The sequence below is a fragment of the Alteromonas genovensis genome, from assembly GCF_010500895.1.
Taxonomy (GTDB): Bacteria; Pseudomonadota; Gammaproteobacteria; order Enterobacterales; family Alteromonadaceae; genus Alteromonas; species Alteromonas genovensis.
The window spans coordinates 157598-179055 of sequence record NZ_JAAAWO010000001.1 but is presented as its reverse complement, the minus strand read 5'-3'; the positions used below and the strand labels follow the sequence as shown (position 1 = coordinate 179055).

The window sequence follows — 21458 nt, the reverse complement described above, 5'->3', positions numbered from 1 at the left end:
TTTAATAACTCCTCAATCCCTTATCCCTAGTGCACTATCTCGGCTAGCAGCGATACACTCTTTAACCTTGCTTCTAAGTTATGAATGGGCATAGAAACAATTAGCTCATCGACTTCAGTTTTCCCGACAAACTGTGCTAGCTGTTCAGTCACTGTGGCTTTAGAGCCGACCAGCGCATACTGCAATACATGAGACAGCATTGCATGGTCAGTAGGCGTACACATTGTAGTTAAGTCGTCTGTAGGTTTAGCAAAAGGCTTATTAAGCCCTCGGCGCATATTCATAAACTGTTGCTGAACCGAAGTGAAAAGATATTGCGCTTCCTCATCAGTATCAGCGACCACCGCCATTACCCCTGCCATAACATAAGGCTTTTCTAATTTTTCGGACGGAGTAAACGTGGAACGATAAACGTGCAAAGCATCAAAAAGTTGGTCTGGTGCAAAATGTGAGGCAAATGAATAGCGAAGCCCAAACGATGCGGCAAGCTGCGCACTGTATAAACTAGAGCCTAATAACCACAAAGGAATATGCGTATTAGCGCCTGGCACTGCAACAATGTTTTGCGCGGGCTCAGGAGTCCCCAAATAACGCTGCAGCTCTTTTATATCGTCAGGGTAGGTGTCTATAGCATTTGAATTACTGAGGTTTCTACGTAATGCTTTAGCGGTAACCATATCGGTACCTGGAGCTCGCCCAAGCCCTAAATCAATACGCCCGGGATACAAAGTTTCTAATGTGCCAAATTGCTCAGCAATGACAAGAGGTGAATGGTTGGGCAACATCACACCACCCGCTCCAACTCGAATATGATTGGTCGCATTAGCAATATTCCCTAGTACTACCGCAGTAGCGGAACTTGCCACGCCAAACATACCGTGATGTTCTGCCAACCAAACCCGTTGATATCCACTGCACTCTGCTTGCTGAGCTAGCTCTCGCGAATTACTAAGTGCATTACTTATACTCTGGCCTTCTGATATAGGCGCCAAATCAAGAAGCGAAAGGGGTAACGGCATTGCATACCTCATGGTTTTATTGTCGTGAGTCAAAAGCCAGCAAACGTGTCTGTGTTCACTACCGACACGTTTGCTGGACTTCATCGATAGAACTTAAATAACACCGCTACCCTTTGCGGTTTCGCTGTCATCTATTTCACCTTCTACTAACACGATATCATCCAGCTCGATGGTAAATGAGGTACCTTTTTTTCCGCTTACGCTATAACGAAAACCATACATCTCGCCTTCATTAAACGATATCTCAGCGCTGGTATTGGGGTGAATTAAATCGAACACTCCCGAATCATTGGCCTTTGAGAAAACATCTACCAGCCACTTGCCTTCTCCCATGGTGATTTTCAGTGTTTTTTTCATTTACGCCTCCATTTTTTGCTGTTCAACATTGTCTTAATAACACCTAGTAATTGGTAACAACTAAAAGGCAGTTAAGATCAGTGCTAGCCCCTATCACCTCTGGTTTATTCTTTTGCGTCCAATCCTGCTTGATAAAGCGCATTTTTCTTTAAGCCATAGTGGCCTGCAACTACCGCAGCGGCTTTTTTCAGTGGAATATGCTCACAAAGGGTGTGCAGCAATGACATTGCCTCAAAAGGTATTTCTTGCTCACTAATATGGGCTGGACCAATCATCACCACAAATTCACCTTTTTGGTGGGCCGCTTCGGATGTTAGGTAATCAATAACATCTTGGGCGCTGCCACTTACATAGGTTTCGAAAGTTTTAGTCAGCTCTTTCGCCACCACAATATGCCTTTCACCGAGCACGCGCTGAATAAGCGTTACTGTGTCTAAAATTCTGCGTGGCGCTTCGTAAAATACACTCGTGTAAGGTCTATCTAGTAGCGCAGAAACCGCACTCTCTCTGGCCTGTGATTTTACTGGCAAAAACCCTTCAAAAATAAACTTGTCTGTCGGTAAGCCTGACGCGCTTAATGCTGTAATGGCTGCGCAGGGGCCTGGCAGAGCGCAAACCGGGATGCCCTGCTCGCGGCAGCGACGTACCAAGATAAAACCAGGGTCGCTTATTAGCGGCGTTCCTGCATCACTGATCAACGCAACCGCTTCGCCACCCTTCAGTCGCTCGCATAACATGGCTGCACGCTTATCTTCGTTATGATCGTGCAGCGATAATGTTTTGGTAGAAATATTCAAGTGCTGAAGTAATCTTGAGCTATGGCGGGTGTCTTCTGCCGCAATCCAACTCACACTGCCAAGTACCTCTATAGCACGAGCGCTTATGTCGTTTAAGTTTCCGATGGGGGTGGGTACAATGTACAGCGTAGCAACGTCATTCATAGAATTGGCAGAGTTAGTCATAAATAATAATAGAAACGTGATAATGCGGTAAGTGTAACATGCCAATAGTCCAGTTTATGCCGCCAAGCGTAGATTTTCACACTGGTTGAGATAAACTGAGCCCATATCGAAGTAAAAGGAATGAAACTGTGCGCCATACCGGAACCACTGGAAAACACATCACGCGTTTTGCGGTAACCTCATTACTGCTTTCACCGTTATTGTTAGTTGGCTGCACGAGTACGCCCAAAAAAGCGGTTAACGTTCCAACAAACGTAAAATCCCCCGTTGAGCAGCCTGTTACCCAGGAAGAGATTACACCTGAACACAAGCTTGTTGAGGCAAAAAAGGCGTGGCTTGAAACTCGCAATAAAGAGCGAAGAGACACCTTACTTCTAGAGGCTGCTGAGCTGTATATCGCAAATCAAAAGCCCCTGTTAGCCCAACAAGTGCTTTATGAAGTGAAGCAAGACGGCGTATCTACTGCTAACCAATCTGCCTACGCACTGCTTATGGCAAAAGTGTATGTGAACAGCCCTGACGCGTCGCCCCAAACTCTACTGACCATGCTTGAGACAGTGCCTGACCAAAGCCAATTTGGTGTCGAAAAAGCACACCTTCAGACACAGTTATTTATTCGCGAGGGCAATTATGGCGCGGCGGCAAACAGCCTATTGAAAACCGACCTCACTGACGAACAAAAAGTAGAGCAAGTTTGGACATGGGTAACGTCTATGTCCCTCTCATCACTTGACGACGTAAGCTCGCAGTATCCCAATCTTTCTCCTTTTATTTCACTTAGAAAGTTAACACAAGAATATCGTTCTAACCCTGAGCAACTTGCCGCTAACCTACGCAATTTCAAACGTGTCTATGCAGGTCATAGCCTAGGCAAGGCTTTCCCTAAAAATGTAGATAGCGCTACCCAGCTTTCTCGTCCAAGCATCGACAGTATTGCTGTATTACTTCCACTATCTGGCCGTCTTGGCGCAACGGGAAATACCATCAAAAACGGCATCATGGCAGCGTATTATCAGAGCATTGAAGATAATCAGAGCGAGCGCAACCTGCCTCAGCTTAGTTTTGTGGATACCACAGATAAAGATGCCGAGGGAATTATAAGTGCCATCGGAGAAGCAAAATTTGTTATTGGCCCGCTACTTAAAGATAACGTTGAACGCATAGTGCCTGCCCTACCTACTGGGGTAAATGTATTAGCCCTAAATCGGTTTGATAATTTTCAGCAGGCAATGGGCGAGCTTGATAGGTCCATTGAGTTGCTTGCACAGCAGGATTCTTCGGGGAACGCTGAAGCCGGCTCGCTATCAGAGCAAAAAAGCGCGATACCCCCCTTATCTGCAGAGCAAGGTTTATCTGAGAAAACGTCTGTTGCGCAACCTATCGCAGCTAACTTCTTTGGTCTAGCACCAGAAGATGAGGCCAAACAGCTTGCAGAGCTTATATTTAACAAAGGTTTCAGGGCCCCTATTGTTATTGCAGAGCAGAGCTCTCTTTACATGCGCATGGATGATACATTTAAAGCGCATTGGGAAACGCTGAACAAGGCGGAAGGCAAACGCCGCACCAACATCACGTCGGTAACGTTCAATGACAGTAACTCGCTGAGAGAAGGCATTACTTCAGCGCTAGATGTGGCGCAAAGCAACGAGCGAATTAATCAAATTGAGTACATGACTAATGACGAAGTGTACAACATGCCTCGTAGCAGACGAGACATAGACGCGATTATCGCGTTTGCTTCACCACAAGACACTGAATTACTTAATCCTATCATTGAAGCAAGTCTTAACCCTCTTGATGGGCAGCCCATACCCGTTTATGCCTCATCTCGCTCTATGGATTACGACAGCGGAAAAAACCAGTGGCGAGATTTGAAAAACATTCACTTTATCGATATGCCTTGGTTAATGCCGCAGCATAAATGGCAAGGTTTAGCCCAAACCGTAGACCAAGCCTTTGCAGCACAAAGTACCATGCAAAAGCGTTTATTCGCCTTTGGGTATGACGCCTATGAGCTGCTTCCTCAGCTTGGTATATTAAACACGCTACAATATTTAAATCACGATGGGCTTACAGGCTCGCTGTCACTTAACGAAAATGGCGAAGTAGAACGACAGCAACCCAGAGCTATTATTCGCAATGAGAAAGTGGAAATACTCACAGAATAGAGAATTAGTATGTCGCTAGTGCAAGGGAATGCAGCAGAGCAACAAGCTTGTCAATTTTTGTTGGAACAAGGTCTAACCTTACGCTGTCAAAATTATCGCACCCGCCGAGGCGAATTAGATATTGTTATGCAAGACGGCGACACCATAGTGTGTGTTGAGGTGAAATATCGTAAGAATACGAAATTTGGCAATGCAGCAGAATTCGTTACCGCACAAAAACTGCAGCGAATTCAAGCTGCGTTTGAGTTCTATTTGTTAGATAATAGCCTCAATTCGACGTCTACCTCATTGCGGATCGACGTTATTGCTATCGACGGTAACCGTCTTCAATGGCTAAAAAATATTGGCTAATGCCAGCCTTAGCATTCGAAGCGCCTCATACGCGCCCACCAGCGCTGAAGATTTTCTATCAGCAGCTCGCTTAAAAAGAGAAGAAGTATGATTGAACAAATTAAAGCTAACTTTACTGAGAGTATTCAAACCAAAATTGCTGCCTCTGAAATTTTGCCAGAGTCGATTGAAAAAGCAGCGAGCATGATGGTTGAAGCGCTTATTCGTGGAAATAAAGTGCTTAGCTGCGGTAATGGCGGTTCGGCTGGCGATGCACAGCACTTTTCTTCTGAAATGCTAAATCGTTACGAAAGAGACCGCCCTAGCCTGCCTGCTATAGCATTGAGTACCGATACCTCAACAATTACGTCTATTGCCAACGATTACAGCTATGATGAAATTTTTGCCAAGCAAGTACGCGCGCTAGGCCAACCCGGCGATATCCTTCTTGCTATTTCTACCAGCGGAAACTCGCGCAACGTTACCGCCGCCATGGAAGCCGCACTGTCGCGCGACATGACGATAGTTGCATTGACGGGTAAAGACGGTGGAGAAATGGCCGGATTTCTTAGTGAGCACGATGTAGAAATTCGCGTACCGTCAAACCGTACAGCACGAATTCAAGAAGTGCATTTGCTGGTCATTCACAATTTATGCGAGTGCATTGACGATAGCTTATTCCCAGCTGATCACGGTGACGAGTAATTATTAATTTATGAAGCCAATGACAAAATGCGTAAGCATTCTAGCGATTACTTTTGCCATGACCTTACAAGGTTGTGTAGTGGCGGTTGGCGCTGCAGGTGCTGTTGCAGCAAAGGTAGCTAACGACCGGCGAACCGTGGGCACCCAGCTTGACGACCAAAATGCCGACAGTGCGGTAGCATTTCAATGGTCTAAAAGCGATGCGTTGAAAGAGCAAGCTAACCTACAGGTTGATGTTTATAACGGTGTAGCACTGCTCACTGGTCAAGCGCCAAATCAAGCGCTTATAGATGAAGCGGTTGAACGCGCCCAAAACGTGGATTATTTAAAGAAAATACACAACCAAGTGCGCGTTGCTAGTCCAATAGGTGCAGGTACTCAAGCTAACGACATTTGGCTCGCATCCAAAGTGAGAACAAAGCTAGTTGCTGACGAGCGTGTACCTGCGTTGCAAGTAAGGGTAGTAGTACAAGACTCTGAAGTATTTCTTATGGGCAGATTATCCAGCCTAGAAGCCACCGCAGCAGTAGACATTGCTCGCAATGTGACTGGTGTAGCTAGAGTTGTGCGCGCCTTTGAAATTAATCAGTAAAGACGCTGCCACTGCTCTTCTCGTGGCGGGGGCGCTCTTTATGGAAATTCTGGACGCCACGGTTATTACCACGGCGCTCCCAGTTATTGCTGCAGATTTTGGGATCCCCGCTGCGCATCTTTCAATTGGTGTATCGGCCTACCTTGTTGCGGTTACCCTATTTATTCCCCTCAGTGGCTATGTGGCCGATCGCTTTGGCGCTAGAACCATCTTTATTGCTGCCATTGGGGTATTTACCCTCGCCTCTGTGTTATGTGGCTTAAGCACCACTTTGGTTGAATTTACCCTATCGAGAATACTGCAAGGAATTGGCGGGGCAATGATGGTGCCCGTTGGTCGGTTAGTGGTACTTCGTGACCTACCAAAAGAAAAGTTAGTGAAAACAGTGGCCATCATTACTTGGCCAGCGCTGAGTGCACCTTTGCTCGGCCCTGTATTAGGCGGCTACATTGCCACCCACTTCAGCTGGCAATGGATATTCTATATGAATATTCCTTTGGGCTTGATTGCTATTATTGCCTCGGCATATTTACTTCAAAATACAAAAGGCAAAGTAAGCACATTCGATGTAAAAGGCTTTCTGCTCACTGGCGTTGGGTTTGCGCTTTTTATGGCTGGCATTGAGCTTCTTGCGAGTAACGCTGAAAGGCTATTTGAAAGTGCCACCATTATTTCAGTGGGTTTTGCCGGTATGCTATTTGCCATGTGGCACATAAAAAGGGCAAAGAATCCGCTCTTCTCATTTGATGCAATGCAACATCGCACCTTTCGATTATCGGTGTATGGCGGTTCTGTCGTGCGTATCGCGCTAGGCAGCGCGCCTTTTCTTATTCCTCTGATGCTGCAACTGGGCTTAGGTTACACACCTGTTGAAGCAGGCTCTATCTTGCTGTGGCTGTTTGCAGGTAACCTTGCTATTAAACCTGCCACAACATGGATTATGAATACCTTTGGCTTTAAACCGGTATTGATTGTTAACGGAGTACTTATTGCGCTAGGTTTTATCGCCTTGGCAATGATTGATGTTAACACCTCGTCTTTTACCATTGCAGCCCTGCTTTTCATCAACGGCATTACCCGTTCAATGCACCTCACATTGCTAAATACCATCGCTTTTGCTGACGTTCCACCAGATAAGATGCGCGATGCAAATACCCTTGGGGCAATATTGATGCAAATGAATCGCGGGCTGGGGATAACACTTTCAGCACTGGCCATAGCAGTGGCTTCGTTAATACTCGGTCAATCTGCCGATACACCAGATATAACAACATTCACTATCGCCATGGTATTTATGGCAATACTGGCATTGGTTAGTATTACAGACAGCATCTTGCTTTCAAAGGAAGACGGCGATGCGGTATTAAATAAACGCAAGCGCAAAAAGTCATTCTGAAAACTGGCCCGTGTTGAACTTAGCTAAACACTTTCCATAGAACGCAGAAGTTTTGGGGAAGTGAGTACATCAGGTAATACGGCCATAGAAAATAAAATTGCCGATAGCCCAAAACAGTTTTACTCTACTATTTGCTTTTAAACGGTTTTCACTTTTTCTAGGCTCGTCGCCTGAGAACATCGAAAAACAAGTATTAACAAGGAATCGTTATTGTGTCTCATCTTGCTGCTAGAATAGTTATTGGCTTATCACTGCTCACCTGTATATCTGGCTGCCAACCTTCTTCAAACTCTACAGTGCCTGATGATGCTGTCGCGAAGCAAACCACAGAGTTCGATAAACTGTTCGCCCAATTTGATGATATTAACAAGCCAGGAGCCTCGGTTGCGGTATTACAAGATGGAGAGGTTGTCTTCTCAAAAGGTTATGGCAGTGCAAACCTTGAATACGATATACCGGTTACGCCAGACACCATGTTTCACGTTGCATCTGTATCGAAGCAATTTACCGTTTTCGCCATTTTATTACTCGCCGAAGAAAGTAAGTTAAATTTTGACGATGACATTCGCCAATACATTCCCGAAGTACCAGATTTTGGCGAAACCATAACCTTACGACACTTAGCCTCTCACACCAGCGGCATGCGTGATCAGTGGAACTTGTTGCGTATGGCTGGGTGGCGTTTAGATGATGTGATCACTACCGAACATGTATTAAAAATGGTAGCGAAACAAAAAGAGTTAAACTTTAAACCGGGAGAAGAATTCCTTTATTCGAATACCGGGTTCACACTATTAGCAGAGGTTGTTGCTAGAGTTAGCGGTAAGTCCTTTGCGAAATTCACACAAGAAAGACTGTTCACGCCATTAAATATGAGCAACAGTTTATTTTATGACGATCATCAAAAAATCGTTAGTAACAGGGCTTATTCCTACGAGCCAATTGACAATGGCTATCAGAAAAGTGTGTTGAACTATGCAAATGTCGGCGCAACCAGTTTGTTTACTACCGCAGAAGACCTTCTTAAATGGTCGGAAAACTTCACCGAACCTACTGTAGGTAGCCCTTCAATCATCAAACAAATGAATACGCTTGCGACATTAAATAATGGAGACACATTTGGGGGGGCATACGGGCAGTTTATTAGTCATTACAACGGCATCAAGTATATTCAGCACAGCGGCGGAGATGCAGGTTTTCGTTCATATTTAGCCCGATTTCCTGAACAGAATTTGGCAATTGCTATATTGAATAACGGCGCGGATGGAAGACCTTGGGAGTTGGCTCTGCAAATTGCTGAACGCTTTCTAGAATCAAATACCCCTCCCCCTCAAAACGCTATTGCTGATGCGTTTATGGAGTCAATGTCACCGAAACAAACACCTAGCGCCTTCGATCTCAGCAAAAATAAATTAAGCGCAGACATACTGAATGCTTATGTAGGTCACTACTGGAATGAGCCAGACGCTTACTCAAGAGAGATATATTTAGACAAGGGTAGACTCATGTATTCACGAGGTAAAAACGATGTAAGCCCCCTCGCTGCCGTGAATGAAAACACATTCAAAATGCTAAATGTAGAGGGAGAAATCTTCGTTGAGTTTACTGAAGATGGCGAGCAGAGCTCAATGACAGTGCGAGTAGATAATATGGACACATATGTATCGGTTGCCTATATGCCAATCGAGGTAACCGAATCCTGGCTATCTCAGTTTGCAGGCAGTTACTACAGCCCTGAACTCTCTTCTACTTATCATTTTTCACCAGACAACGATCAGCTCAAAATTTCTCATTATCGCCTTAGCGATCATCATATTGCGCCAGTTAAAGGTGACTTTTTCAGATCACAGGTTGGCGATATCTTGTTTGAACGCGATGATAGTGGCGCAGTGAATGGCTTTAGAATATCTAACGGTCGGGTACGGAATCTTTATTTTAGAAAGCGATAGGTAACGAACGATGGGACCATTTCCACTTTCTACTCTTGCCAATTAGGGCTTTTTACTTGCACTAACACGCTAATTTCAAAGCGTTAAAAAAGTAGCAATGCTGCGATTGTAATTTTTACGACGTATGGCAGCTTAGGGCGTGAAGCTGCTCCTTCGCTTCCAGACAATTCGATGGACTGCAACAAGCGTTTAGCGCAGGTTCGCTCGAACACGTTTTTGGACATTTCCGCGTTAGCGAGCATGCTAAAAACAATCAGGAAAGATTAGAAAAACTAAGGCTGTCTAGCCTGGGGACCCTTGAGTTGTACTAAACACATTTATCTAGGCTTTGAAATCGGTGCGTTTGGTTCTTTAACTGAGCCTACATCGCTTAATGTGGATCTTATCCCATTTAATTCCACCACGTCTAATTCTATTCTTTCCCGTTTATCGATCCTTGATATAACTTTCTGAATAATTTATTTGTTTGTAAAGATTTAGTGGAGCGTTATTGAACAACCGGGTTAAGTCATCCTTCTTTCAAAGGTTGAATTCATTTTTTAATGAAGCTAATTGTTCCTTAAATTTTGGCTGTCTTATGCTGAGCTGTTCCATTCTTCTTTGAGCCACAGCGGTATCACCATTTCTTAATAATGCCTCCACATGCCGTACTAATACCTCTTCGTTTTTAATATTAGTTGACATGATTTTTTCAAATACTTTTAAGGCTTCGTTGTAACGTTTGTCTAACATTAGTATTTGCGCGTAGGTATCTGAAACTGCAACATTAGTTGGATCAAGTTCATAAGCCGTTTTGGCGTTTTTCTCTGCACTGACTAAATTACCGGCCTGCATTTGAAGGTACGATAAATTATTCAATACAATCCAATTGTCAGGAGTAATATTCAATAAGTCAGTGTAATTGGCAATAGCTGCTTTAGTATCATTTACGATTTGCCGCTCACCCAAAAGTATTCTGGCAGGAATGTCAGAAGGATACTTTTCTGTATGTGCAATGATGACGTTATAGGCTAGTTCGCTTTGTTGAGTTTGGTCGAGTGATTGCACATATAAAAATAGGTTGGTAATGGTATCAGCATCTTGATACGCTATTTTTGCATTTTTAACCGCTTCTTCAGCGCGGCCATCTAACAGTGCAATTCTAGCTAAAACGCCTTTAGAAAAAGGCTGGTCTAACAAAGCTGATGGGACCCTAAGCAAAGACTCTTTTGCCACTTCAGAATTACCAGTCATTGCACTAAAATAGGCGTGATATAAACGTATATCGGCACTCTCTTTGCGCTCTAAGAATGCTTGCGCTTTACCTACCCCCGCAGCATACTTCCGCTCTCGGTCATACAAGCTTAGCTGTCCCAATATAGCCAATTGTTGATAAGGGTAAGTTTGTTCCCAAAGCAAATAATGTGATTTTGCTTGTTCAATTTTGCCTAATTGAACCAGTGCATTTGCCTTAATATGCCAATATGAATTCGGTACAGTTTGGTCTGCGTCGATCGCTCTTAATGTTTTTAGTGCAGTTACCGCTCCTTGATACACCAATTGATATTCAGCAAGTAATACTTTAACAGGAACTTCAGTTTCATTAGTAAGCTCAATTTTATCGACATAACTGAAAGCAGTATCGATACTTCCCAAGTATCCTGTAATGGCGAACATCGCCGATAAGCCTTGAATATTTGTCGGTTCTATCGCTAACAATGCCTCAGCTTTTTGAATTGCTAAATCAAAATCTTCAGTTCTCATTGCCAGCCTTAAGTCAGCAATTCTCGCGTCGATATTAGAGCTGTCAAGTTCAAGTGCTTTTGATAACAATAATTGTGCCTTCCCATAATCCCCTTTCTTTTGTTTAATTTCTGCGCCAACTAACAATCCTTGCACCAAGGTACCTTCCGCTTGTATCAATATTTGAGAGACTTTGTTAGCCTTATCTAATTCATCGAGGCTCAGATACGCTTCTGCCAAGACTGATAGACTATTCAACGAAGTGGGTGCTAGGGCTGCTGATTTTTCTAAATCTGCAAGCCCCGTAACGTCGTTTATAGACATTTTTATTTGCCCTAAACGGGTTAGGTCTTGTGGTGTCTCCGTAATTATTTCTGCCTGAGCTAATATACTTTTTGCTGCATCAATATCACCCGCTTTTGACAGCACGGAACTAGTTTCTGTAAACAACCTAGCGTCATTTTTTTCAGGTTGAGAAATGCGTGATAAGGATTCCTCCGCAGCTTCGGCTCTTCTCAATTGAACTTGACTGGCCACTAAAACTCTTAGCACTGGGTGGTTATCGGGTAATTGAGGTGCAATCACAGAAAGATGCGCTATGGCATTAGCATACGCTCCTAATTCAAATGATGATATCCCTGCTACAAACCTTATTACAGGCTCATTGCGTTTAGAAATAATTGCTTTTTCAGCATGATATAATGCTTTATCGAAGTCTTCGGCTGCTAAGCGAGTAACACTTTTAAGTTGATGCAATAACGGAGAATTTGAAAATTGATTTAGCAATTCATCAATATGCTTTTCTGCTTTTTGAGGCTGCTGAGTTTGTAGCAATAAATCAGCAAGAAGAAGCTTGCTTTGCAGATCTTCAGGAGCTTGCTTTTCATATTCGGAGAAAAAGGCTGCAGCCTTACTTAAGTTTTTTTGAGCAAGATTAAGGTTGGCATTTAATTTCAACACATCCCTGTTTAGTGGTGAGCGAGAGTAGGCCTTTTCGGCAATGACCATTGCATCAACAGCGTCATCTTCTATAACTGCTTTGAGCGCTGACAGTAGACTTTTATATATAGAATCAGAATTTATTTTTTGAAGTGAATTAAGTTGAACTAACGCTTGTTCTTTTTTGCTTAAAGAGATTAATGATGACACTTGTCGAAAACCTACTTCCAATCTATCTATGTTGGTTAGCTGTAGAGTTTCAACTTCAAGCTCTGATAAAGCCACATTAGCACCCGAACGCTCCATCGCTTCAGCTAGTAAAGGAATGACTTTTGCAGATGGAAAGCCTAGAGATAACGCCCGAGATAGCTCTTTTTCTGCTGAGACAAAGTCTGATTGCTCAATATAAATTTTGCCTAATTGAAATCGTAATTCAGCATCGGTTGGTTGCTTTTGAATAGCTGTTTTTAATACGATAATAGCAGCTTTCCGGTCACCTTCTAGATTATAAGATTTAGCTTCCACTAGTGCCTGCTGCGAAGACTTCTCAGTACACGCCATAATAGACAAAAGAGCAGCGATACCAAGTATTACTCGTAAAAGGGTCATATGGTTGAATAGACTTAAGCATTTTGCGTTCATCATATTTAAGAAGTCCAAAATTTAATTTTACAATTACAGTTTTTGACCCTCGCTGCTATATGTATAAATCACTAAGCGCAGTTTCAATCATCTGTAGAGTAAACATATATCAATAGTTAAGCAACTTTCTGGAATTTGACTTTAAATAAATTTTTCTCAGCTTTCTGCCCTAACCAAGCTCTTTTTAGACGTTAAATTGCTAATGTCTCAAAATATCAACAGTACATGAAACCTATATTCCCTGAATCGGTGTAAATTTGTCAGTAAATTTTACATTTTCCTGAAAGGCATGATGTATATTTTTTAAGCTTCTGAATACATTAATTAAATAAATTGGTAGGTTTTTTGCAGTATGATGGGTTCGGCAGTCAAAATAGCAATTAAATAGACACATAGGGAAGCATCATGCTTATAAAAAGTTTAGTGAATAAATTTATAGCGTCACTTGCGATAATGGTAACTTGTAGTTTTACAGTTCAAGCACACACCGTAATGTTCGGCACATCAAATGGTGGAGCAGCGGGTTCAGTCATCTTTTGGATGGGAACATACACACACGGAACTTCGCATCCAGCAGAAGGGTCTATTACGATTAATGGGAGCACTACAGCATTCACTGGCATGGCGATGACTGCAGCGGGTGCGTTTCCTGATCCGTCACTTGTTGTGGGTGATAACCTATTCTGGGCATCAGCATCAGGTGATTTCGATGGTTCAGACTCAACTTGGCTCGTATCTAATTACGGCAGTACTCTGGCAGCGGTTACTCATTGGCAATCAGCGTTGGTGACAGGACTTTCAACGGCTGGTTTGTACGATTACACAATCTCTGGGATGTTCACAGCGAATTGGGAAAACATCATGACATTTGAGTCAAATTGGACTGGTTCATTGTTGGTCGCTGGCAGCTCGGTTACACCACCTTCGTCGGTTAACGAACCAGGTACATTGGCGCTTGTTGCTATGTCTCTATTCGGTGCAGCATTTATGAGAAGACGCAAAAAATCGTAATTCTTCTAAGCTAAAAAGAACGTTAGAAACGGAGCAAATTAACGCTCCGTTTTTGTGCGACCCGCACAATCATGCACATGTTATAAAATCGGGTCTCTGTCGCTTTCTATTCTTCATGCAACATTTTTGAATAGCGCGAATTGAGTATGTCTATTAACTAGACTCAAAGAAAGTATTGGTTTACCCGAGACGCTCAAATTGTGTGACATCAATATTGAGGGAACCTTCTACTGTGCCAGTCACATAAAACTAACAGTACTTTTAGCCTTAACCATATGTCAAGAGTGAGCAAGGCATGTTAAAGCAGCAGCTTCAATCGCCTAATTATTCCAATATAGCTAAACTAATCAATCAAATATCAAGCTCAAAACAAGACAAGGTTGTCTAACCATAAATTATAAATACTCGCCAATATGCACTTCCCTATTTATTGCTACTCGAGCTAGCCTCATCGTCCGCAGTTTTTTGCTCTCTCGCCTTATCAACTAATCCTTCGTTTTGTGTCGACTCCATAGTTTTTACTTTATGATGCATGGCAACTTTGGCCAGTATGTGCGCGGTTACTGGCGCAGTAATCACCAAAAACAGTGTGATCAGTAATGCGTGAACATTGATGTAGCCTTGAAGGTGCGACATATAAATAACCGAGCTCAGTAAAATGCCACCTAAGCCCACTGTAGTCGCTTTAGTAGGGGCATGAAGGCGTGTGTAGGCGTCTTTCAAGCGAAACAAGCCTATTGAGCCCACGAGCACAAATATACCGCCAATCATAAGTAGAGCTGACACGGTTAACTCAAGCCAAAAATTCATTACCTATCCTTATCCGCAGTCTATTCATTTTATTACTCATTCGATTACTTACGCTTAGCTATCAGTCTTTTATTCAGTTTTTACTCATTTTTTATTCAATAATATCGCCGCGAAGAATATATTTTCCGAATGCAACGCTACTCACAAAACCTAGCATGGCAATAAGTAGTGCCGCCTCAAAATACAGCGACGTGCCTTTGTGTATGCCGTACACCATGATTAACGCAATGCTATTAATAAACATAGTATCGAGTGCCAATATGCGGTCTACCACATCTGGCCCGACTAATAAGCGCCATAGATTAAGGACTAACCCTATAGAAATCATGATCCCTACACAAAGCAGAGTAAATGCTAACATTGAAACATCTCCTTAATGGCCGACTCGTATCGGTCTTTGATGAGCCGTATCACTTCCTGCTCGTCATCCGGCATTTGCAGCACATGCACATACAAATAGCGCTTATCTTTTGAGAGCTCGGCGGTAACCGTTCCTGGCGTCATAGTTACTGTACTTGCCAGTATGGTAATAGGGCGAATTTCTTTAATATCTAGCGGTACGGCAACAAAGCCAGGTTTTATTCTGCTCATGGGCCCAAGCACTAAAATCGCCACCTGCACATTTGCCACTACCACATCGCCAAGGACCATAAAGAAATATTTAAGTGCTTTAAAAGGCTTTTTAATTCTCGGCTGTGAAATTTGTAAAGGTGCACACAATAAGGGGATTGCTATAGCAAACACAGCCCCCAAAATAATGTGGCCCAGGCTTACGGTCGCATTCAGCATAAGCCAAATAGCAAGTAATATAGCGCTGCGACCAGGCGTAGGCAGCAGGCGTGACAACAAACTCATTGCGAACCTCCCTGTAACTGCAGCACACTCATGGGAAGTCGTATGTCATGAAGTTGCGCAGCAGCCATTGCAGTGTATTCGGTAATGGGCCCAGCAAAAATTGCCATTATTGGAGACGCCACCAACAGTAATACAACACCCACTACCTGCCACATAGAAGCAGACTCATCTTCTGAGTTAGCGCTCTCGCCAGCATGCCGCCAAAATAGGGTTGTACCGGCTCGTGCTAGCGCGATAATAGTGAGTAGCGTAGAGATAAGGACCGTAGACCACACTAGAGCCTTATCTAATCCCGTTGCGGCAGATTGTAAAACCACCACCTTGCCGATAAAGCCTGAAAAAGGCGGCAGGCCAACCACCACCATGGCAGCTACGAAAAAGAGTGCGCCTAGCAGTGTTGGCTGAGTCACCTTTTTGGCGATGACAAAGCGGTCGAAAGCTTTCCCTCTCTGCTGCCCTATCATATCGGCAAGCATAAAGAGTACCGCTGAAATTAATGTGCTGTGAAGTGCATAGTAAAACGCAGCCCCACTTGCATCTGGGCTTCTTATGGAAAAAGCCATCAGCAAGGTGCCTACTGATATAAGCACGGTATTAGCAGCAATATTGCGTAAGTTAGGGCTAGCTAACACGCCAATTGTTCCAACGATTACCGTTAAAATAGCCAGCGGCCATACCCAAGGTACAACCATGACGCTAAGCGCCCCCGCTCCATCACCAAAGATGACAGTGAACACCCGAAATATGCTGTAAATGCCCACCTTTGTCATTATGGCGAATAGGGCAGCCACGGGCGCGCTGGCAGCGCTGTAGGTATTGGGCAACCAAAAATGTAATGGCAGCATGGCGGCTTTAAGTCCAAACACCACCAATAGCATCATGCCGCCGACTTTGGCCAGTACTTGCTCTCCCCCTGATAAAGTGCTTATTTTAAGCGACATATCTGTAATATTGAGTGTTCCGGTGGTGCCATACAAAGTCCCCAAGGCAATCAAGAATATGGCCGAGCCCACTAAATTTAATATCACGTAATGCACGTTGGCTTGGGTTCTTTGTTTTCCTCCACCGTGAACAAGCAATACATAAGAGGCAATCAATAACACTTCAAAAAATACGAATAGGTTAAACAGGTCGTGAGTTAAAAACGCTCCCGTTATACCCATCAACTGAAACTGCATTATGGGGTGAAAATAACGCCCCTCGCGGTCGGTGCCAGCGAATGAATAAAGCGTTGATGCTAGCCCCAGGAAGCCAGTGAGAAAAACCAAAAGTGCGGCTAGAGAATCTGCATACAATATGATGCCAAAAGGCGCCTGCCAGTTACCCACCGCATACATGATAGGCCCAGCATCAATGACTCTTGCCATTAGCGCTATTGCAACGGCTATTTGCAGTAAGCATAAAAATAATGCTGCAACCCTTCGATTCACATAGCGCTCAATGCCAGCAAAAGGCGGCAGTAAAAGAAGTAACCCGCCTATCAGAGGAACGAGAATGGGTAGTATGGGTATATGGTCCATCATTGCTTACTACTCCAGCGAGACACCGACTGCTTTGGTCTGCCAGGTGGCTCTTTACCGTCTACAAAATCGTTACCAAGGTCGGCCCTTGCCCGCATAGACAAAATAACCGCAAAGGCTGTCATGGCGAAGCCAATTACAATTGCCGTTAATACTAAGGCCTGAGGAAGTGGGTCCGCGTAAGTTTCTGATTTACCTAAAATAGCGGCGCCGTCTAAACTTAGTCGTCCAGTTGAAAACAGAAATAAGTTAACTGCATAACCAAGCATCATTAACCCCATTACCACTGGAAATGTGCGGCCTCGCAAACATAGGAATACGCCGCTAAATGTCATCACGCCTACACAAAGTGAATACAGTAATTCCATTAGTTTTCCTCCATCGTAGGGCGATGCTCGGTGGTAAGCTTACCAAGGTTTGCCAGTATTAATAACGTTGCCCCAACTACCGTGAGATAAACACCTAAATCGAATACCAGTGCGCTAGCCAACTCTGTCTTTCCGATGAAAGGAATATCGAAGTAATCAAACCACGATGTTAAAAATGGCTTTCCGAAAGCCCAGCTGCCCACACCGGTGAGTACCGCCAGCAAAACGCCCCATGCAATCACACTTTGATAATTAACAGGTATACGTGGTGTTACCCACTTAACGCCGTGGGCAATGTATTGCTGAATTAACGCTACGGAGGTAACTAAGCCTGCAATAAACCCACCGCCGGGCATATTATGACCTCGCACAAAAATGTAGGCCGACACTAGTAGCGCAAGAGGAAGCAACGACTGAGAAATCATCACTAAAATAGGCGGGTGAATATCCTTCGTCCATGGAATGCCCTTATCATCGGCCGAGGGCATGGCAAGTGGAATTCTCGTCAATAATTTGAAGATACCCAGCGCGGCAATGCCTAACACAGTGATTTCGCCCATGGTATCGAAGCCACGAAAGTCCACCAAAATCACATTGACAACGTTAGTCCCACCGCCGCCTGTTTTACTGTTTTCTACGAAGAAATCAGAAATAGTCTCGAAGGGACGGGTGATAATTGCATAGTTAATGGTAGCCACTATTCCGCCGATAACGGCGGCAATGCTTAAGTCGCGAACCACCCTTTTTGGCGCTGAATCGGCAGAGGTTTTTTGGGGTAAAAAGAACAGTGCTAACATCAGCAAAATTACCGTGACAATTTCTACCGCTAACTGGGTTAACGCAAGATCCGGCGCTGAAAAACGCGCAAAAGTAATAGAGACCACAAGCCCCACTACCGAAATGGCAATGAGTGCGGTCATGCGCTGTTTATGCAAAATAGCGGTGGCAATGGCGCCAATACACAGTATTACCGCCAATGTAATTTCAATACCGTTGACAGATTGAAGCGGTGAGCTTCCCGCAGCACTTTTAAGCATAATTAAAGGTGGTGCGGTCATCACTATCACTAACAGGAACAGTAACCCTATATACCGCTGCAGTGATTCATTGTCTAAGCTGTTATGCATTCGTTGAGCGTACTTTACGAGCTTTTGCATGGCCTGTTCGAAGATTTGCTTTGCATCGGGGTCGTTAAACTGAAACTGAAAACGGTAAAGAGGATGGCGGTTGATATAAAGCACTGCCCCACCCACAATAGCGATGACACTCATTAACAAGGGAATATTGAGCCCGTGCCATATCGATAAGCTGTAGTAGGGTAAAGATGATGCAGGGAATAGCGTAGAAGCTGAAATAGCGAGTAAATCGCCTGCCATAAAGCCAGGGAAGACGCCGACTAAAATACACAGCACAGCCAACAGCGCTATAGGCAGCATCATGAATACAGGAGGCTCTTTCGGTGTTTTAGGCAGTGCCTCTGGCTCACCTTTAAAGAATACGTCCTTGATGAAGCGTAATGAGTAAGCAACCGATAATACCCCGCCTACGGTGGCAAGAAGTGGCACCATCCACGATAGCGAGCCAAACACCGCTTGTTCTAGTGTTTCTGCAAAAAACATTTCTTTTGACAGAAAACCATTGAACAAAGGAATACCTGCCATTGATAAAGCAGACACCATTGTTAGCGTGGCGGTATAGGGCATAAAACGCCACAGCCCGCTGAGCTCACGCATATCTCGTGTACCGGTTTCATGGTCGATGATACCCGCAGCCATAAATAGCGAGGCTTTAAACACAGCGTGATTCATAATATGAAAAAGCGCTGCCACCGCAGCTAACTCGGTATTCAAACCTAGCAATAGCGTAATAAGTCCTAGATGGCTAATAGTGGAATACGCGAGCACGCCTTTTAAATCGTGTTTGAACATAGCCACATAGGCGCCGAGTAAAAACGTCATTAGCCCCGCCAAACTGACTAATAAAAACCATAGTTCGGTGCCTGCTAATACGGGGTAAAGTAGCGCTAAAAGAAATATCCCTGCTTTTACCATAGTAGCAGAGTGCAAGTAGGCACTTACTGGCGTAGGTGCTGCCATGGCATGGGGTAGCCAAAAATGAAAAGGAAATTGGGCCGATTTGGTAAATGCACCAATAAGTACTAATACCAAGACCACTGGGTAGAGGTTATGATCTCTGATGGTGTTGGCGCTATCTACGATTACACCGATATCGTAAGTTCCTACAATATCGCCTATTAACAGAAACCCTGCAAGCAGAGCCAATCCACCAGCACCAGTAACGGTAAGGGCCATACGCGCCCCTTTTCGAGACGCCGACTTATGAGACCAAAATCCTATTAATAAAAACGAGCTTATACTGGTTATTTCCCATGCCATCCAAAACTGCAGCAAATTATTTGCCAGCACAATGGAGAGCATGGCGGTCATAAATAAAATTAAAAAACCATAAAACCGCCCTACCGGCTCTTTTGCAGAGAGGTAGTAGCGCGCATAAAAGATAACAAGAAGGCCAATACCTAGGATAAGAAAAGCAAAAAGCAGCGCTAGGCCGTTGAGTCTCATCGACAGTGTCAGACCTATGGCTGGGATCCATTCGATATAGTCGGTAATAACGTCGCCAGCAAATATAGCGGGGGCAAAACTCGCGATGATAGCCAATGATGCCGCAGGGGCGAGCATAGTCATCGCTGTGCATACATTTCTACCGAGCTTTTCGGTAGCTTTGGGTACAAGGGTGCCGATGAGTAATAAAATCGGGATCCAAAATAGGCTCATTAGATGAAACTTTCCTTTCTAGTTTTCATTACCTTCACAAAGGCCTTGGTATTTTTCTTTGGTGCATCCAACACGCTCAGGCAAAGCAACACGATACTAAAAAGTGTATTACTAAGACAGTAGAATACTGAAACTAGGCCTATTTGGTTTAAAAAGAGCCTTGCTAGCGCGTGTTCGTTGTCCGCCGTATTGATGACAATTGTCATACTACATTGGTGATATTTGTGACTTACTTAAGTGCAGTCGCATCTTCATACTTCAACCTTCTCAGCACTCTCAACACACCATTAAAGGAAATGAACATGAACGATGTTATTGAGCGTCCGTTGCACCAAAGTGCACACAACCACTCGAACAGCCAAATAGAAGGCGGCTCACTCGATAAAGCCCAAAATCAACCTCTATCAGCTCGTGATTTATCACTTGATGAGCAGCGCACGCTATTTAAGCAAAATCGATTTATTGCCATGCCTTTGGCCGGCACCATCGTATGGGCTTTGCTAGGTATTGCGGCGCCTTTTGTTTCTGAGGTTACTATCACTTGGATGCTATACATTGGTACAGGCGCTATTTTTTATCTCGGCGCAGGTTTGTCTTATCTTACTGGCGAACGCTTTTTCTCAAAAGATAAGCCTAAAACCAGTTTCGATACACTCTTTTTCGTGGGCATGATAATGAGCCTTATGGTATTCGGGATAGCTATGCCCGTAGCTGCCATTGACCACACGACCGTACCGTTAACCTTAGGCATATTAGCTGGATTGATGTGGATGCCCCTGTCTTGGTCTATCGAGCATTGGGTGGGCTACTTTCATACTAGCACCCGCACTGCAGGTATTGTAGCAGTGTGGTACTTATTTCCCGATGCACGGGTAGAGGCAATATCAGCGGTGATTGTTGCTGTCTACATTGTGTCTCTTTATGCATTAGAACGTCGTTACCAGTCTCTTTAACACTACACGAAAAGGAAGTTATTTATGATTTATCTATTGTTAGCCCTCGCCATTGTTACCGAAGTTACTGCAACCATGCTCCTAAAGGCATCTGATGGATGGGAGAGATGGGCATTTGGGTACGCCGCTATTGCATTTTATGCTATCTCTGGAGGTTTATTTGCGGTTGTATTAAAGCACATGGGTATTGGGGTTGCTTATGCCATTTGGTCTGGTTTGGGTATCGCGCTTATTACAGCGGCATCAGTCGTTTTCTATAAACAAACCTTCGACATGTTTGCCGTGATAGGTATTATACTGATTGTGTCTGGTACAGTGCTTATTACGAGTAAGTCTGCCGTCGTATTTCAATAAGGAAGAAATAC

At 44.0% G+C, this 21458-nt stretch carries 19 protein-coding genes; 9 read left to right on the top strand and 10 right to left on the bottom strand.

Annotation, left to right across the window (positions count from 1 at the left end; all coding sequences use genetic code 11):
• Positions 1-26 precede the first annotated feature (26 nt).
• From GTQ48_RS00700 to rsmI, 3 genes are all read right to left on the bottom strand, one after another.
• On the bottom strand, positions 27-1019 hold the full coding sequence (locus GTQ48_RS00700) for an LLM class flavin-dependent oxidoreductase (RefSeq protein ID WP_163104476.1): 993 nt from the start codon (positions 1017-1019) through the stop codon (positions 27-29).
• Positions 1020-1112: 93 nt separating this feature from the next.
• Positions 1113-1376, bottom strand: a complete 264-nt coding sequence (locus GTQ48_RS00695; RefSeq protein WP_163104474.1) for a hypothetical protein — start codon at positions 1374-1376, stop codon at positions 1113-1115.
• A gap of 104 nt (positions 1377-1480) precedes the next feature.
• Complete coding sequence (gene rsmI / locus GTQ48_RS00690) at positions 1481-2317, bottom strand: 16S rRNA (cytidine(1402)-2'-O)-methyltransferase (protein WP_163104470.1); 837 nt, start codon at positions 2315-2317, stop codon at positions 1481-1483.
• A gap of 149 nt (positions 2318-2466) precedes the next feature.
• Between rsmI and GTQ48_RS00685 the strand changes: the two genes are divergently transcribed.
• From GTQ48_RS00685 to GTQ48_RS00660, 6 genes are all read left to right on the top strand, one after another.
• Positions 2467-4506 (top strand): penicillin-binding protein activator, encoded by a 2040-nt coding sequence (locus GTQ48_RS00685; RefSeq protein ID WP_163104468.1) that lies wholly within the window; start codon positions 2467-2469, stop codon positions 4504-4506.
• Between the two features lie 9 nt (positions 4507-4515).
• A complete protein-coding gene (locus tag GTQ48_RS00680; RefSeq protein WP_032097400.1) occupies positions 4516-4857 on the top strand; it encodes a YraN family protein in 342 nt (113 codons plus the stop codon).
• 87 nt (positions 4858-4944) lie between these two features.
• Positions 4945-5541 (top strand): phosphoheptose isomerase, encoded by a 597-nt coding sequence (locus tag GTQ48_RS00675; protein WP_032097399.1) that lies wholly within the window; start codon positions 4945-4947, stop codon positions 5539-5541.
• A gap of 19 nt (positions 5542-5560) precedes the next feature.
• A complete protein-coding gene (locus GTQ48_RS00670) occupies positions 5561-6133 on the top strand; it encodes a BON domain-containing protein (RefSeq protein WP_239059940.1) in 573 nt (190 codons plus the stop codon).
• A 40-nt stretch (positions 6134-6173) separates the two neighbouring features.
• Positions 6174-7529: an MFS transporter gene (locus tag GTQ48_RS00665; protein ID WP_163104464.1), complete on the top strand. Its 1356-nt coding sequence runs from the start codon at positions 6174-6176 to the stop codon at positions 7527-7529.
• A gap of 212 nt (positions 7530-7741) precedes the next feature.
• On the top strand, positions 7742-9478 hold the full coding sequence (locus GTQ48_RS00660) for a serine hydrolase (RefSeq protein WP_163104462.1): 1737 nt from the start codon (positions 7742-7744) through the stop codon (positions 9476-9478).
• Positions 9479-9997: 519 nt separating this feature from the next.
• Here the strand turns inward: GTQ48_RS00660 and prsT are convergent.
• Positions 9998-12784, bottom strand: a complete 2787-nt coding sequence (gene prsT / locus GTQ48_RS00655) for an XrtA/PEP-CTERM system TPR-repeat protein PrsT (protein ID WP_163104460.1) — start codon at positions 12782-12784, stop codon at positions 9998-10000.
• Positions 12785-13186: 402 nt separating this feature from the next.
• Here prsT and GTQ48_RS00650 point away from each other — a divergent pair, with 402 nt between their 5' ends.
• Entirely contained in the window at positions 13187-13792 is a 606-nt protein-coding gene (locus GTQ48_RS00650; protein ID WP_163104458.1) for a PEP-CTERM sorting domain-containing protein, read from the top strand.
• Positions 13793-14215: 423 nt separating this feature from the next.
• Here the strand turns inward: GTQ48_RS00650 and GTQ48_RS00645 are convergent, their stop codons facing one another.
• From GTQ48_RS00645 to GTQ48_RS00620, 6 genes are all read right to left on the bottom strand, one after another.
• Positions 14216-14602: a Na+/H+ antiporter subunit G gene (locus GTQ48_RS00645; protein ID WP_163104456.1), complete on the bottom strand. Its 387-nt coding sequence runs from the start codon at positions 14600-14602 to the stop codon at positions 14216-14218.
• A 91-nt stretch (positions 14603-14693) separates the two neighbouring features.
• Positions 14694-14963 (bottom strand): K+/H+ antiporter subunit F, encoded by a 270-nt coding sequence (locus GTQ48_RS00640; protein WP_100972823.1) that lies wholly within the window; start codon positions 14961-14963, stop codon positions 14694-14696.
• Positions 14957-15457, bottom strand: coding sequence for a Na+/H+ antiporter subunit E (locus GTQ48_RS00635; RefSeq protein WP_163104454.1), 501 nt, complete (start codon positions 15455-15457; stop codon positions 14957-14959). Before GTQ48_RS00635 ends, GTQ48_RS00640 begins: the two co-directional genes overlap by 7 nt.
• Positions 15454-16980, bottom strand: a complete 1527-nt coding sequence (locus tag GTQ48_RS00630) for a monovalent cation/H+ antiporter subunit D (RefSeq protein ID WP_163104452.1) — start codon at positions 16978-16980, stop codon at positions 15454-15456. The genes GTQ48_RS00635 and GTQ48_RS00630 overlap by 4 nt, the downstream gene beginning before the upstream one ends.
• Positions 16977-17345, bottom strand: coding sequence for a Na+/H+ antiporter subunit C (locus GTQ48_RS00625; protein WP_032097389.1), 369 nt, complete (start codon positions 17343-17345; stop codon positions 16977-16979). Before GTQ48_RS00625 ends, GTQ48_RS00630 begins: the two co-directional genes overlap by 4 nt.
• Complete coding sequence (locus GTQ48_RS00620) at positions 17345-20140, bottom strand: monovalent cation/H+ antiporter subunit A (RefSeq protein ID WP_163104450.1); 2796 nt, start codon at positions 20138-20140, stop codon at positions 17345-17347. Before GTQ48_RS00620 ends, GTQ48_RS00625 begins: the two co-directional genes overlap by 1 nt.
• 302 nt (positions 20141-20442) lie before the next feature.
• Here GTQ48_RS00620 and GTQ48_RS00615 point away from each other — a divergent pair, with 302 nt between their 5' ends.
• A complete protein-coding gene (locus tag GTQ48_RS00615; RefSeq protein WP_239059939.1) occupies positions 20443-21093 on the top strand; it encodes a DUF7010 family protein in 651 nt (216 codons plus the stop codon).
• A 24-nt stretch (positions 21094-21117) separates the two neighbouring features.
• Complete coding sequence (locus GTQ48_RS00610; protein ID WP_163104448.1) at positions 21118-21447, top strand: DMT family transporter; 330 nt, start codon at positions 21118-21120, stop codon at positions 21445-21447.
• Positions 21448-21458 lie beyond the last annotated feature (11 nt).